Source organism: Rickettsia endosymbiont of Cantharis rufa, from assembly GCF_964026445.1.
Taxonomy (GTDB): Bacteria; Pseudomonadota; Alphaproteobacteria; order Rickettsiales; family Rickettsiaceae; genus Rickettsia.
The window spans coordinates 1,121,336-1,134,605 of sequence record NZ_OZ032150.1 but is presented as its reverse complement, the minus strand read 5'-3'; the positions used below and the strand labels follow the sequence as shown (position 1 = coordinate 1,134,605).

Below are 13,270 nucleotides of genomic sequence, written 5' to 3'. Positions count from 1 at the left end.
AATTTTTTACTGGATTGTTTCGTCTTTATTACTATGTAATTCTTCTCGCAATGACGATTTAGAAAATAAAAAGTAGATTATGAAAGAAAATTTTAACGCTAGTAAATTAAAAAACGGTTTGACGGTCTTAACCTATAATATGCCTTATGTTAATTCGGTAGCAATAAATTTAATTGCTAAAGTTGGGGCACGTTATGAAAATGCAGAAGAGGAGGGCATATCTCACTTTCTCGAGCATATGGCTTTCAAAGGTACAAAAACTAGAACGGCAAAACAGATAGCAGAAGAGTTTGACTCTATAGGTGGACATTTTAATGCCTATACCGGTCATGAGAACACGGTATATTATGCACGAGTCTTGTCTGAAAATTGTGATAAAGCACTTAATATACTTGCTGATATAATTCAAAATTCCATTTTTGCCGACGAAGAAATAGCTAAGGAATATCAGGTGATAATGCAGGAAATTGCTCATCATCAGGATAATCCTGATGATCTAGTATATGAGAAATTTTATAATAAAGTTTATAAAGATCAACCTTTAGGTAAGTCAATCTTAGGTACGACTAAAACCCTTGTGACTTTTACAAAAGAGCATTTTTCTAAGTTTATAGATAAGCATTATAATGCCGGAAATCTCTATTTATCGGTTGCGGGTAATATTGATCATGATAAAATAGTAACTATAGCAGAACAGTTATTTTCTTCCTTGAAGCAAGGAGAGAGGAGTAGTTTTTTACCTGCAAAATATATAGGTGGGAGTGGATTTATTAATAAGAAGTTAGAGCAAACTAGTTTAATACTAGGGTTTGAAGGTACGCCATATGTTAATTTAGAAAAGCTTTATCAAATCCATCTACTTTCTATAATATTCGGTGGCGGTATGTCATCTCGTTTATTTCAAAGCATTCGCGAGAAATTAGGTTTAGCATATTCCGTAGGTAGTTATATTAGTGCTTATTTTGATAGTGGAGTGTTTACAATTTATGCCTCCACTGCACATGATAAATTAGAATTATTATGTAAAGAAATTAAAAACGAAATAACAAAAATGACTGAAAGAGTAAATACCGAAGAGATTATTAGAGCTAAGACGCAGCTCCGAAGTAATTTGCAAATGGCTCAAGAAAAAAATACTTATAAATCAGAAGAAATAGGTAAAAATTATTCTGTTTTCGGCAAATATATTTCCCCCGATGAAATTATGGAAATTATTATGAATATACAGGCCGAGGATATTATTAATATGGCAAATAAAATATTTAGCGGTACGACTACCTCGGCAATTATAGGTCCGAATAATCTTCAGGGATTTTAATGATATGTTTTGATACCGTCATTGTGAGGAAATTGCATAGTAATTGACGAAGCAATCTCAGGATATTTGGCAAGACTGCCACGCAGCCTACGGCTGCTCGCAATGACGATAGCCTATGACGAGAAAAATGAATTTTGAGAAAATAACAAATGAAAACACAACTTTACAAAGGTTCGAGTAAAATCTTATATTCTGCCGAAGAAGATTTTTTACTTATAATGGCTTTTTTCGATAATGTAACCTTAGAAAGCGGTGAAATTATTGAGGTATCAGGCAAGGGGGTGCTTAATAATAATATTTCTTCTTTCCTAATGGATAAACTAGAAATGATTGGTATTGAAAATCATTTTATCGAAAAAATAAATATGAGAGAGCAATTAATTCAGTATGTAGAAGTATTCCCGGTGCAAGTAATAATATCATCGGTAGCGTGCGGTAGATTTGTAAAAGAATTTGGGATGGACGAAGGGTATGTATTTGATAAGCCGATCATTGATTTTAGAGTCCGGAGTCGTGAATTTAAATATCCGATAGTTAATGAGTACCAAATATTAAATTTCGGATGGTTAACTAATGACGAAATTAAAGCGGTAAAAGAACAAGCTTTGCGTATATATGGTTTCTTAAGCGGGTTATTTATCGGTGTCGGGATTCGGCTTGTTGAGTGTAAATTAGAATTTGGACGTGTATTTAACGGTGAAGAATCTATCATTATGTTAACTGATGAAATTAGTCCGGATAATTGTAGATTGTGGCATATTAATAGTAATGAGAAGCTGGGTTTTGAATTGCTTGAAAACGAGCCGAATAAAGCTTTTGAATCATATCAGTTAATAGCTGATCGTTTAAAAGAAAAATAAATATATTTTTTAAGTGGCATATGTTATTTTGGACTTGAAAAACGCGCTTGGTGTTATCTAGTAGCTTGATCACGGTATCCAAAAAAATTTAAAAAGACTAGACTCCGTGGTCAAGCCACGGGGTGACATCGGAAAACTTACCCACGCAGGAACAACATTTTAATTTTTAATAATTTTTTACAGTAGAAAAGATGAAAATACGTTTTATTATAATAATCTTTTTAGTTTTAATCTTAGTAGGGTGGGGATATGCTGCCTATAAATTTGAACATCAAAGTAAAGAGAATATTATCCCTATCCTTGATAAATATGAAGAATATATAACTTATGATACAATTAAATTTAATAAATATAGTTTTAGTATTACTTTAAATAAAGTAATACTAAAACCTGTAGATTTTTATTATGATGAAGTAGTTATTAGGCGCATACCGTTTTTAAATATTACAAAAATTGATTCTTACGGAAATAATGTAAAAATTACTACCGCTCAAGATGAAGAAGATATTTTTTATTCTCCCGATCATCATACAACAATTTGGTTTAGAAAGTCTTTGCTTAATATAGAACCTGATTATTGGAAATTAAGCGTGAATGATAATAAATCAGCTTATTACAGTTCTAAAGATGCAGAAAAATTATCAGAGAATGATGTTAGTAATGCTATAATCACTAACACTAAAACATCTGATAATCTTAATTTGTTAACCTTGGATGGGAAAAGCACAGCTTATTTTATTTCTGAAAACTATAGTAAAAATTTATCCGATAAAGTTTTTAAATTTTTAAGAGATAAAATAGAAGAAGATGCTATTTTTGATTCGTTTGAATATGATTTAGCAAAGTTGGAAATATTAAATGTACCTACTACTTATAGTAGCCAATTAAAACTTAAATATAGCGATGAGTTAGTGGCTCTTGGAAAATTATTAATTCAAAATTTTTCTCTAGATCAAAAGCAAGATGAGAATATGAATGCTGTTATTTTTATGCAAATATTAGGCGAATTAGTAAAAGGTAAGCCGTTTTTATTTGCTTGCGATATTGAAAGAAAAGGGAAAATAGAAAGTAATTTATACAAATTAAATATAGAAAAAGATAAAGTTTTTGACTTTGCTTTAAATATTAAATCTACTATAGAACTTTCGGAGATATATCAAAAGACGGCGATTGAAGCTTTAGGAAGCAACTTTAGTAATGGTTTAAACAAAAGAGCCGAGTTAGACAAAATTTTTAAACTAACTAGCCCTATTACTCAAGAAGATGGGGAAAAAGTAATGGGTGTTTTTGCAAAAATAAATAATTCTGAATTTAATTTAAAAGGTGAGTTTGACCCTGAAGCAAAAAAATTAACCGGTGAAACTAATCTTATAATGGATGATTTCAATTTCTCTATTGATATTGATATGCCTAATTTAGAGAATCCTATGAATATAGAAAGCGTAATAAAATTATCGGATCCAAATGCGTTTATAAATAATTTTGTGAATTATACTAATAATGCTATTGTACCGGTGCTTAATAAAATAGAAAATTCTAAGGAATTTGCTTTAAATCTAGGAAAACAAACTTCAGTAATAAAGCAATACGGTTTTGGAGTAATAGAAGCTTTTAGTAAAAATTCTGAATTAAAAGACGGTGAATCTTTAGTAGTTGATATAAAAGGTAAAGATGATGAACTAACCGTTAATGATAAAACTATAGGTCAGATTTTCAGTGATGCAAGAGTATTAGAATTTATGAATGCCATGGCTCAAATAGACCTAGATGCCATTCCTGCGAAAGCAGGAATCCAGAATAAAGAGAGATAAATCGAGCTTTTAAAAAGCTTTGAAGCAATGGGTTCTAGCCTACGCGGGAATGACATATTAAGGTATACAAGTAAAAAATTTGAAGAAAAAATAAGTTAGAATAAAAAATGATTAATATCTTCTTTCCCGATGGGAGTGTAAAACAGTTTGAAAAAAATGTTACAGCTTTTGAAGTAGCAAATGCAATTTCAATGTCACTTGCTAAAGCAGCAATGGTTGCCGAAATAAACGGCGAGCTTAAAGACCTAAGTACCGTAATTGAGAATGATTGCAAGCTTCGTATTTTAACTGCAAAAGATCCCGAATGTCTTGAGATAATAAGGCATGATGCAGCTCATATTATAGCTGAAGCTGCTAAAGAATTATTTCCTGATATTCAGGTAACTATTGGTCCTGCAATTGAAAACGGCTTCTTTTACGATTTTGCTAAGGATAAGCCATTTACGCCGGATGATGTGGCAATGATAGAAGCAAGAATGTATGAAATAGTCAAGCGAAATGAAAAAATTACTAGGGAGCTATGGGATCGTGATGAGGCTGTAGAATTTTTTAAATCGATAGGAGAACATTATAAAGCCGAAATTATTGCGTCAATTCCGGCAGGTGAACCGATTACTTTATACAAGCAAGGTAATTTTATTGATTTATGCCGAGGTCCGCATGTTCCTTCCACAGGTTTTGTTAAGCATTTTAAGTTGATGAAAGTTGCGGGAGCTTATTGGCGAGGTGATAGTCGTAATGAGATGTTACAGCGTATATACGGTACTGCGTGGGCTACGAAAGAGCAGCTAGATAATTACCTATTTATGCTTGAAGAAGCTGAAAAACGTGATCATAGAAAACTAGGGAAAGAGCTTGATTTATTCCACTTCCAAGAAGAAGCCCAAGGAATGGTATTTTGGCATGATAAAGGCTGGAGTATATATAATACAATTGAGCAGTATATTAGGAAAAAGATTCGTAAAAACGGTTATACCGAAGTTAAGACACCTGTTTTAGTTGATAAGAGCCTGTGGGAGGCTTCAGGACATTGGGAAAAATTTCGTGATGATATGTTTGCGTTAGAAACAGATGACAAGACGCTTGCTTTGAAGCCGATGAATTGCCCTTGCCACGTGCAGATATTCAAACAAGGTATCAAGAGTTACCGTGATTTACCGCTTCGTATGTCGGAGTTTGGGTTGTGCCACCGTAATGAGGTATCTGGTGCATTACATGGTTTAATGAGGGTACGAAGTTTAGTACAAGATGATGCTCATATATTTTGTACTGAGGAACAAATTACCGAGGAAACAGTTAGCTTTTGTAAGTTACTTACTGAAGTTTATAAGGATTTTGGCTTTACCGATATAAAGATAAAATTCTCTGATCGTCCTGAAACTCGAGCAGGAAATGATGAAGTTTGGGATAAAGCTGAGAATGCTTTAAAAGAAGCTGTAGAAAAAGCTGGGTTTACCTATACGCTAAACCCAGGTGAGGGAGCATTTTATGGACCGAAGCTTGAGTTTGTGCTAACTGATGCGATAGGGCGGCAATGGCAATGCGGTACATTGCAGATGGATTTTGTATTGCCGGAGCGACTCGGTGCTAGCTATATTGCAGCAAGCGGTGAGAAAAAAAGACCCGTAATGCTTCATAGAGCGATACTTGGCTCGCTTGAGCGTTTTATCGGTATATTGATCGAAGAATATGCAGGTAAGTTTCCGCTTTGGCTTGCACCTAGGCAGGTTGCCATCGCAACCATCACCAGTGATTTAAATGATTACGCTTCGGAAGTACAAAAAGCTTTAATTGATAATGGTGTAAGGACGGATATTAATATTTCTCCCGATAAAATTAATTATAAAATTCGTGAGTTTTCTAACCAAAAAGTACCGATGATTGCCGTAATTGGTAAACAGGAAAAAGAAAATAAACAAGTAACGATTAGAAGGTTCGGAACTACTGAGCAGGAAGTATTATCGGTAGAGCAATTGGTAGCCTTAGTTAAGGAAGAAAATGAGAAGTATTTATAGTATATATAAAATTTGGAATGAGCCTTCCCAATTAAGTGTGTAAACTTTTTTTCAAAGGCCTAGATTATATCTTTTAATTTTATTAAAAAATGAGCCATAGCCGCATTCCAATTTGATATAGGCATGGACCATTTCTTGGTCATGTAATCAATTGCTAAATACAAGCTTTTAAAAACAGCATTATCATTTGAAAAACACGTTTATTTTTAGTGACTTTTTGGAGTTGACTATTAACGGATTCCACAGCATTAGTTGTGTAAATTATTTTTCGTATTTCTTCAGGGTATCCTAAGAAAATCATTAAATTATCCCAATGAACGTACCGATCGCACCTCCATTTTACAGATGTGGATATTAAAAGGCTATACGTTCAATAAGAGTTCCGATGACTTTATCATGAATATCCAATGACTTGGAAAAACAAATTGTTTTACGTGCCAGTCTTTTGCATCTTGTTCTAAGATTTAAGTTACCCCGTTCTATCCGTTGAGTATATTTTTTTACTAACAATGTGTTTTTTGGGATCTAATAACCTAGCATAACTGCCCCATCCATCTGTAAAGTAAAAAGTAACCTTAAAATCCTCCGGTTTTTTTCAGTAATGATTCTGATGTGCTATCACATCTTGTACCAAAAGTATAAGCAACTACTTTTAACAAAATCTTATCCAAAGAATACCAAAGCCATCTTTGTTTGGATTTATTCTGTACATAAGGCCATTGTTCATCTATTTCAGGAGCAATAATTACTTCTATCGTATTGATAGAATGATTTATCTTTTTTAACGCTAGATTTTTTTTAAAACACGGATAACCGTATTGATACCCACTTTTAATACTCTTACTGTATCCCTAACTCCAGAGCCATTGATTGACATATCTACTATCTGAGTCTTGACTCCAGGCTTAGAGGCATTATTAATATATTACAGTTAAAAATATCGATTACACTGCTTGCATTGATATCTCTGTTGTTTTGAAATTGAATATCCCGCCTTTACTACTTTTTCTGTGTCGTTATAATATCTACACTTAACATCTATTCTTGATCTACACTTAACATATATTCTTGTCATAACTCCTTAACTATAATTCTCTCTTATTACTGTTTGAGGATTATAGACTATTCATGCTAAGCTGCAATACGGGGGCGCGGCCAATGTATCAATCTATTGAGTGGAAATTAAGCAACCCTCTACTCATTACACTATTTTCAGGGATTACTCTTGCCTATACTAATATTAAAATATTTACCGTTATTATTGGCTTTACTGCTGTTTATTTACCGCTTGCATTAAGGTTTTTTACCAAGCTTGCCAAAATGGAGCAGGATAAGCAGGATTCGTGGTATAATTTATTTGGTATAGTAGCTGATTGCATTACAAACATCTTTATAATTTTCTCATTTGCAACAAAAAAAACGAGAATTAAATAAAGTACAAGATTATAATCGTAACGTACACAACCCTTTAACGATTAAATATTATAAATATTATCTTTAGTATATTGGGTATATGTGATAGTGGTACTTATATATGTGATTCATTTGCGTAATCTAGGGGAGATTAGCATTGGTGACATTGCTTTTATTATGTCACTAACGTTTCTATTTGCTGAAAATTCTTGGCATGCTATTATGGCAGTTAAGGACTTTTTAGAAGATGTAGCCGCTTTTCGATCGAGCTTTACGATAATGCAAATCCCGCAAGATAACATAGATAAAGAAAATGCAGTCAAATTAAAAATTTCTAAAGGTGAGATTATATTTAAGGATATATCTTTTGCTTATAACGAAGGTAGTAGTATATTTCAATCCCCTAGCTTACATATTAAAGTCGGTGAAAAGGTTGATATTGTAGGGCATTTATGTAGCGGTAAATCTACTCTAATTGCATTATTGCTGAAAAATTTTAAAACCGGAATCGGAGATATTATAATCGATAACCAAACTATTTACGATATTTCCACTGACAGCTTGCGGGAGTAGGTATCGTTAATCCCTCAAGATATTATGCTTTTCCATCGCTCCATCGGTGAGAATATCGGTTATGCTAAAAAATGCTTCGCTAGATGAAATAGAAAATGCCGCCAAAGCTGCAAATATCCATGAATTTATCGAAAGTTTACCGGATAAATATAACGCAATTGTCGGCGAGAGAGGAGTAAAGCTAAGCGGTGAACAGAGGCAACGTATAGCAATTGCTCGTGCTATTCTTAAAAACGCCCCAATCTTGATTCTAGATGAAGCAACTTCAAGCCTTGATAGTCATACCGAGCAAGAAATACAAAAATCTATTAATACTATGCTTGATATTGATAATGTAACTATAATTGCTATAGCTTATAGATTATCTACCATTAAACATATGGATAGGACTATTGTTATGGATAAAGGTGAGCTCGTGGAAGGTGGTAATTTTAAGGAACTAGTCCGCAAGCAAAATGGTAAGTTTAAAGAGCTTTGGGAACATCAAGTTAACGGATTTGTTTAAACAGGCGTAATTAGGAATATGTAAGATACCTCTAGAAAACAAAATTAACTATGAAGTTCATAACCTAACAAAAGGCATTTATTACATTTATAATCAAATATTCCATGAAACGTTATTTTTAATTGCCAATCTTTTTCACAAGATGGGCAATTTGAATAATTAGAACGTGCATATGAGTTTCCTGATGCCGGTTCTGCTATAAGATAAAAAACTTTCTTTTTTTAAACATTTTTGTACTCGCCTACTAATTTTTCTTCCTTCTATAGAAATATCACTATCTAATTCTGCTAATTGTCCTTCCATTAACGGTTCTAATTTTTTATAGCTTGAAAGCCATAATCTGCGAGTCGCCGCATAATCATTTTTCCAAGAAGTAATTGTTCCTCCAAGATATCGGTCCTTATCATTTATTATATATAAAGGTAGATATTTCCTCTCATCTGTACGTAATACAAGTTGCTCCTCATAAGCTTTTGACCATGAAATAGGATATAAATAAAGAAATTTTACATTTTCAATATTTTTTTTGATATCAATAGGTGTTTCACTAACATAGTCTGCTGTTATTTTATAACTAATTACCACATCCAATTGCTCTAATTCATCTTTATCTTTCAATGCAGGATAGCTTAAATGTGAATCATGCAAAGCATCGTTATTAGGAATTACTGCACAAAAGATCAATTTATTTTTTGTTGGACTAAAAAATTCTCCATTATTTAATATATTACCGTTTTGGTATAAAGCACCGATAAAACTACAAAGTAAATGCCAAGCCTTCCCATAATCCCTTAATAAGAATTACTTACTTTTGTTAAACGATATAGTAATAAGATATATATTAGACATAATTTAATAAAATTTACTTATTTAGCTAAGAATGCTGCCTTTTATAATCTAACTTAATCGGAGTGTATTCCTAAAAAAGCTCACTATTTAGGAATAAGCTGCTAAAAAATTATATTTTATATAAGTAAAAGATAAAAAACATAATTGATTTTAAACCTACGGAGAAGTATAAAATACTACTCTTCAAAAAAAAGGTATTACACCCCTAGAGCTTTTTTGCCCTTAGATTGTTCTTGTTCAGCTGCTTGAGTATGAGACTTAACTTGAGGGATTGCAAGGTCGACTACATGTTCATATCTAACACCGTTATCAAGTAAAACCTGACCGCATTTGTTCACTTGAATAACATCTTCTTTAGAGAATTTATTTAAAATAATTTCTGTGATGTCATAAAGGAATTTCCAAGATAATTCTATCCTTTCTTGTAATGTTAGTTTCTTATTTTTCGGTTTGTTATTATTAAGAGCAATATTTGGCGAGTCGTCAAAATTACCTCCTTCAGTAGGTAATATATTTTTTTTACGTGCCGCTATTTTCTGGTATATTAAAAATATTACTAGTAATGCTAAGCAGCCTAAGGCAATTAAAGTATTAGAATTAGACACTATTTTGCTCTTCCTTGTTGTTGAGTTAAGTTTTGTGTTTTAGAAAGGATCGTAACCACTGCTTTACCTATATTAACTAAGTTAGCTATATCAGGAGTTAACTTTGCAACCGCTAAGACCGGAGTCGGTAATAAGTTAGTTTTTATTGCTAAACTTATAACATTTTCAAGTTCTTTACTTCCCGGTATTGCTCCTACTATTTTTTTTACATCACTTGCAATTTCCGCAGTTTTTTCTGCTGCTTTATATAAAGAAGTTATCTTTTCAGCAAAAGAAGTTTCCGGATTTAGTACTTCTAACAATTCTGTTTTAGTTTCATTTAGATTACCGGAAATAGTATTCTTCACGGAGTTCAATTTGTCAATATTTATATCTTTCGGAATTGCACCTTCAATATTGTTTCTTAGTTCTGCTATTTTTTCTTCTACTGCATTTTTACTTTTTGGTATATATTTAACAGCCTCTACAACATTCTCTAAGGAAGCTTTATTACTAAGGTTTTTTTTTGTTATTTCAATAATTTTTCGAGGTGGTTCTTTTGATATTTCTGAAATTGCGGCAACTTTTTTGGCTTTTTCATAGATGCTTTCAAGCTTCTCATTAGATTTAGCCTCTTCCCTCATTTCTTTTATGTCATTATGCAATTTTGTTACTTTTGGTAATAATTTTTCATGATCAATAAGGTTATTTACTTTCTCAAATATACCGCTTGTTTGTATAAATATCCCAAGAATCGGCATTTGAGTTGAAATAACCGCGACTAATATATTTTCTAACGATCCTATAATTTTTTTAGAAGCTCCTGGATAGAGTTTATCTAATTCTTGCTGAAATTTTAAAACTTGTTCTAAAACGTTTAAACATTTTTCTACAATAATCCCGTCAAATAAAAAGATATCTTTTGTTTTTAACTGTTCTTGATATGCTTTCTCGAGTGCTTCAGATAAAGTAGTTAGAGATTCTTGGATTGTGCTATTAAAAAGTCTTTCTATTTCCTCTACATCTATATTTTTAGTGTGAGATAATTCGTTTAAGGAGTTTTTCAAAATATTAAATAAATGATCTTCTAAATCCTTCACGTTTATTTTTAAAGATTTCGTAAAACTATTTAATTTTATTAAAAGTCTTCGTAGCTCTTCTTGCTGCTCTCTATTTAATCCACTGAAACGAGAAAAATCAATTATAGACATAAAAATTATTATTTTGTTACTAAATGCTAATTAAACTTAAAGCTTTATAACCATAAAATAAAATGTAAAATAGTTATCATTGCCCTTAAGATTAATTTTTGTTATATTACGTGCTAATATTACTACAATAGATTTATATTGTTTTACTAAGAAATAGCTATATTCTTGAGAGATTAAACTAATCTAACTAACATATTATCAATTATTCAAAAAATTTATGCGTAAATTCACTACATTTATTATTACATTATTACTAACCGGCTCGGTTGCTGCTGTTGATTTGCAGGAAGCTTTAACTGAAGGGTATAAGAATAATGAGGAGCTGAAAATTGCTAGAATTAAGTTTTTAAACGCGATTGAGCAGTTCCCTCAAGCTTTCTCAGGGTTCATGCCTAATGCCGGATTGCAGATTAATAGACAAAATAGCAAGACTAAATATAATAAAAAATATGCTGATAGGCTTGGTCTTACTCCAAGAGAGACGGATAGCAATCAAGGTGCATTAACAATTGAGCAATCATTATTTAGCGGTGGTTCTAGTGTTGCGGCTCTTAAAGCTGCTCAATCAGGGTTTAGAGCGTCACGAGGCGAATATTATGCCGGTGAACAAAAAATATTATTAAATTTAATAACTGCTTATCTTGATTGTTTTGAGAGCAAAGAGAAATATGATATTTCTGAAAGTAGGGTTCGTACTAACATACAACAAGTTAACACTGTTGAAGAGAAATTAAAACTAGGGGAAGCAACGGTAATAGATATAGCAACTGCAAGAGCAGGGCTTGCAGCAGCAGAAACAAATAAACTAGCTGCCTATGCCGATTTTCAAGGAAAAAAAGCAAATTTTATTAAAGTATTCGGAATAGAGGCTACTGATATAACTATGCCTAATTTACCTGATAAATTGCCTGCTTCATTGAATGAGTTAACAAAAAAAGCCGCTAAGTTAAATCCTGATATTGATTCGGCAAGACATAACGTAACTTCGGCGAAAGCTTTGGAAATGGTGCAGAAAGGAAAATTATTGCCACAAGTAAGCGTAAAGTTGCAATCAGGTAGAACTAACTATAATCCACAAGATGCAGCTGTTCAAAATATAAACAATAAAAGCTATACTACTATTCTTTCGGTAAATATACCTATTTATCCAGATGGAGGAGCTCAATATTCAAAAATCAGATCGGCTAAAAACCAAACGAGAAATAGTGCAGTTCAGCTTGATAGTACGATAAAACAAACACAAGCAGGCGTTGTAAGTGTATGGGAGGGGTTTGAAGCGGCAAAATCTCGTATTGTTGCAGCTAATCAAGGAGTGGATGCTGCTCAAATATCATATGACGGTACGGTGCAAGAAGAAATTGTCGGGTCTAAAACAATATTAGATGTTTTAACTGCTGAAGAAAAATTATATGAAGCGAAAATAACTCGTGTGGATGCGTATAAAGCCTCAGTACTTACGGCATATCAAATGAAATTGTTAACCGGTGAGCTAACGGCTCAAAGTTTAAAACTTAAAGTAAAATATTTTAGTCCTGAAGAAGAGTTTAAGACTATTAAAAAGAAAATGTTTATAGGTTTCTAACGTGAGTACAGAAAGTAAGAAAAATCAAGATATGTCTATAGAAGACATATTAAAATCGATCAAAGGAGTAATTAACGAGCGTAAAAATCCTATTTATGAAAATGATAGTGAAGATGAAGATATATTAGAGCTAACGGAAATAGTAAATCAAGAGAAAGAAGAAAAGCTAATATCAACTAAATCTGCTGAAGAGGTAGGTGATATTTTTAAAAATTTTACCGATACCATTAAAGATAAAAAGCTGGATAGCAATATTTCATCTAAAAATGCACTTGAAGAATTAGTCACCCAGATGTTAAAACCAGAACTTAAAGTTTGGCTCGATAAAAATCTACCTTTACTTGTTAAAGAGTTAGTAGAGATTGAAATAAAGAAATTGGTGCAGAATAGTAGGAGGTAGGTAGATGTCATTCCCGCGTAGGCGGAAATTCAGTAAAACATATAAAAAACTTAGTTCTTTGTATGTTTATTTTATCAAATATGTAACTTTTATATCAATATTGAAGTTATTTTTCTGGATCCCCGTCTACGCGGGGATAACATCAAGTG

18 protein-coding genes are annotated in these 13,270 nt (G+C 32.3%); 10 read left to right on the top strand and 8 right to left on the bottom strand.

Going from position 1 to position 13,270, the window contains the following annotated elements; genetic code table 11:
• Positions 1–79: 79 nt before the first annotated feature.
• From AAGD46_RS06475 to thrS, 4 genes are all read left to right on the top strand, one after another.
• The gene (locus AAGD46_RS06475) at positions 80–1,318 is read left to right on the top strand and encodes a pitrilysin family protein (RefSeq protein WP_341787000.1); all 1,239 of its coding nucleotides are present in this window, start codon (positions 80–82) and stop codon (positions 1,316–1,318) included.
• Between the two features lie 149 nt (positions 1,319–1,467).
• A complete protein-coding gene (locus AAGD46_RS06470) occupies positions 1,468–2,178 on the top strand; it encodes a phosphoribosylaminoimidazolesuccinocarboxamide synthase (RefSeq protein ID WP_341786999.1) in 711 nt (236 codons plus the stop codon).
• Between the two features lie 191 nt (positions 2,179–2,369).
• Positions 2,370–3,989 (top strand): phosphoribosylaminoimidazolesuccinocarboxamide synthase, encoded by a 1,620-nt coding sequence (locus tag AAGD46_RS06465; protein WP_341786998.1) that lies wholly within the window; start codon positions 2,370–2,372, stop codon positions 3,987–3,989.
• A 107-nt stretch (positions 3,990–4,096) separates the two neighbouring features.
• The gene (gene thrS, locus AAGD46_RS06460; RefSeq protein ID WP_341786997.1) at positions 4,097–6,004 is read left to right on the top strand and encodes a threonine--tRNA ligase; all 1,908 of its coding nucleotides are present in this window, start codon (positions 4,097–4,099) and stop codon (positions 6,002–6,004) included.
• Between the two features lie 154 nt (positions 6,005–6,158).
• Here the strand turns inward: thrS and AAGD46_RS09540 are convergent, their stop codons facing one another.
• Positions 6,159–6,305, bottom strand: coding sequence for a transposase (locus AAGD46_RS09540; protein ID WP_410525930.1), 147 nt, complete (start codon positions 6,303–6,305; stop codon positions 6,159–6,161).
• Here AAGD46_RS09540 and AAGD46_RS06455 point away from each other — a divergent pair.
• Complete coding sequence (locus tag AAGD46_RS06455; protein WP_341786996.1) at positions 6,257–6,415, top strand: hypothetical protein; 159 nt, start codon at positions 6,257–6,259, stop codon at positions 6,413–6,415. The genes AAGD46_RS09540 and AAGD46_RS06455 overlap by 49 nt on opposite strands.
• Here the strand turns inward: AAGD46_RS06455 and AAGD46_RS09535 are convergent.
• From AAGD46_RS09535 to AAGD46_RS09525, 3 genes are all read right to left on the bottom strand, one after another.
• Positions 6,359–6,514 (bottom strand): IS1 family transposase, encoded by a 156-nt coding sequence (locus AAGD46_RS09535; protein ID WP_410525929.1) that lies wholly within the window; start codon positions 6,512–6,514, stop codon positions 6,359–6,361. The genes AAGD46_RS06455 and AAGD46_RS09535 overlap by 57 nt on opposite strands.
• A gap of 65 nt (positions 6,515–6,579) precedes the next feature.
• Positions 6,580–6,735: an IS1 family transposase gene (locus tag AAGD46_RS09530; protein ID WP_410525961.1), complete on the bottom strand. Its 156-nt coding sequence runs from the start codon at positions 6,733–6,735 to the stop codon at positions 6,580–6,582.
• A 56-nt stretch (positions 6,736–6,791) separates the two neighbouring features.
• Positions 6,792–6,881 (bottom strand): IS1-like element transposase, encoded by a 90-nt coding sequence (locus AAGD46_RS09525; RefSeq protein WP_341786649.1) that lies wholly within the window; start codon positions 6,879–6,881, stop codon positions 6,792–6,794.
• A 251-nt stretch (positions 6,882–7,132) separates the two neighbouring features.
• Between AAGD46_RS09525 and AAGD46_RS06445 the strand changes: the two genes are divergently transcribed.
• The 3 genes from AAGD46_RS06445 (at position 7,133) to AAGD46_RS06435 (ending at position 8,495) form a co-directional block, all read left to right on the top strand.
• Entirely contained in the window at positions 7,133–7,438 is a 306-nt protein-coding gene (locus tag AAGD46_RS06445) for a hypothetical protein (protein ID WP_341786995.1), read from the top strand.
• 156 nt (positions 7,439–7,594) lie between these two features.
• A complete protein-coding gene (locus AAGD46_RS06440; RefSeq protein WP_341786994.1) occupies positions 7,595–7,990 on the top strand; it encodes an ATP-binding cassette domain-containing protein in 396 nt (131 codons plus the stop codon).
• Positions 7,991–8,051: 61 nt separating this feature from the next.
• Complete coding sequence (locus AAGD46_RS06435; protein ID WP_341786993.1) at positions 8,052–8,495, top strand: ATP-binding cassette domain-containing protein; 444 nt, start codon at positions 8,052–8,054, stop codon at positions 8,493–8,495.
• 44 nt (positions 8,496–8,539) lie between these two features.
• On the opposite strand, the gene AAGD46_RS06430 is transcribed toward AAGD46_RS06435, so the two are convergent.
• The 4 genes from AAGD46_RS06430 to AAGD46_RS06415 form a co-directional block, all read right to left on the bottom strand.
• Positions 8,540–8,695, bottom strand: coding sequence for a DUF2310 family Zn-ribbon-containing protein (locus tag AAGD46_RS06430; RefSeq protein ID WP_341787925.1), 156 nt, complete (start codon positions 8,693–8,695; stop codon positions 8,540–8,542).
• Positions 8,655–9,221, bottom strand: a complete 567-nt coding sequence (locus AAGD46_RS06425) for a DUF2310 family Zn-ribbon-containing protein (protein ID WP_341787924.1) — start codon at positions 9,219–9,221, stop codon at positions 8,655–8,657. The genes AAGD46_RS06430 and AAGD46_RS06425 overlap by 41 nt, the downstream gene beginning before the upstream one ends.
• 320 nt (positions 9,222–9,541) lie before the next feature.
• Positions 9,542–9,949, bottom strand: coding sequence for a DUF2660 domain-containing protein (locus tag AAGD46_RS06420; RefSeq protein WP_341786992.1), 408 nt, complete (start codon positions 9,947–9,949; stop codon positions 9,542–9,544).
• Positions 9,949–11,139, bottom strand: coding sequence for a hypothetical protein (locus AAGD46_RS06415; RefSeq protein ID WP_341786991.1), 1,191 nt, complete (start codon positions 11,137–11,139; stop codon positions 9,949–9,951). Before AAGD46_RS06415 ends, AAGD46_RS06420 begins: the two co-directional genes overlap by 1 nt.
• A 217-nt stretch (positions 11,140–11,356) precedes the next feature.
• Between AAGD46_RS06415 and AAGD46_RS06410 the strand changes: the two genes are divergently transcribed.
• A complete protein-coding gene (locus AAGD46_RS06410; protein WP_341786990.1) occupies positions 11,357–12,721 on the top strand; it encodes a TolC family protein in 1,365 nt (454 codons plus the stop codon).
• Between the two features lies 1 nt (position 12,722).
• Positions 12,723–13,121, top strand: coding sequence for a PopZ family protein (locus AAGD46_RS06405; protein WP_341786989.1), 399 nt, complete (start codon positions 12,723–12,725; stop codon positions 13,119–13,121).
• Positions 13,122–13,270: the final 149 nt, after the last annotated feature.

Bases quoted from the DNA above. Each gene is read 5' to 3' on its own strand.
- AAGD46_RS09540 (WP_410525930.1), bottom strand. From the start codon at position 6,305: ATGATTTTCTTAGGATACCCTGAAGAAATACGAAAAATAATTTACACA.
- AAGD46_RS06445 (WP_341786995.1), top strand. From the start codon at position 7,133: ATGCTAAGCTGCAATACGGGGGCGCGGCCAATGTATCAATCTATTGAG.
- AAGD46_RS06440 (WP_341786994.1), top strand. From the start codon at position 7,595: ATGTCACTAACGTTTCTATTTGCTGAAAATTCTTGGCATGCTATTATG.
- AAGD46_RS06470 (WP_341786999.1), top strand. From the start codon at position 1,468: ATGAAAACACAACTTTACAAAGGTTCGAGTAAAATCTTATATTCTGCC.
- AAGD46_RS06435 (WP_341786993.1), top strand. From the start codon at position 8,052: ATGCTAAAAAATGCTTCGCTAGATGAAATAGAAAATGCCGCCAAAGCT.
- AAGD46_RS09525 (WP_341786649.1), bottom strand. From the start codon at position 6,881: ATGTCAATCAATGGCTCTGGAGTTAGGGATACAGTAAGAGTATTAAAA.
- AAGD46_RS06410 (WP_341786990.1), top strand. From the start codon at position 11,357: ATGCGTAAATTCACTACATTTATTATTACATTATTACTAACCGGCTCG.
- AAGD46_RS06415 (WP_341786991.1), bottom strand. From the start codon at position 11,139: ATGTCTATAATTGATTTTTCTCGTTTCAGTGGATTAAATAGAGAGCAG.
- AAGD46_RS06465 (WP_341786998.1), top strand. From the start codon at position 2,370: ATGAAAATACGTTTTATTATAATAATCTTTTTAGTTTTAATCTTAGTA.
- AAGD46_RS06475 (WP_341787000.1), top strand. From the start codon at position 80: ATGAAAGAAAATTTTAACGCTAGTAAATTAAAAAACGGTTTGACGGTC.
- thrS (WP_341786997.1), top strand. From the start codon at position 4,097: ATGATTAATATCTTCTTTCCCGATGGGAGTGTAAAACAGTTTGAAAAA.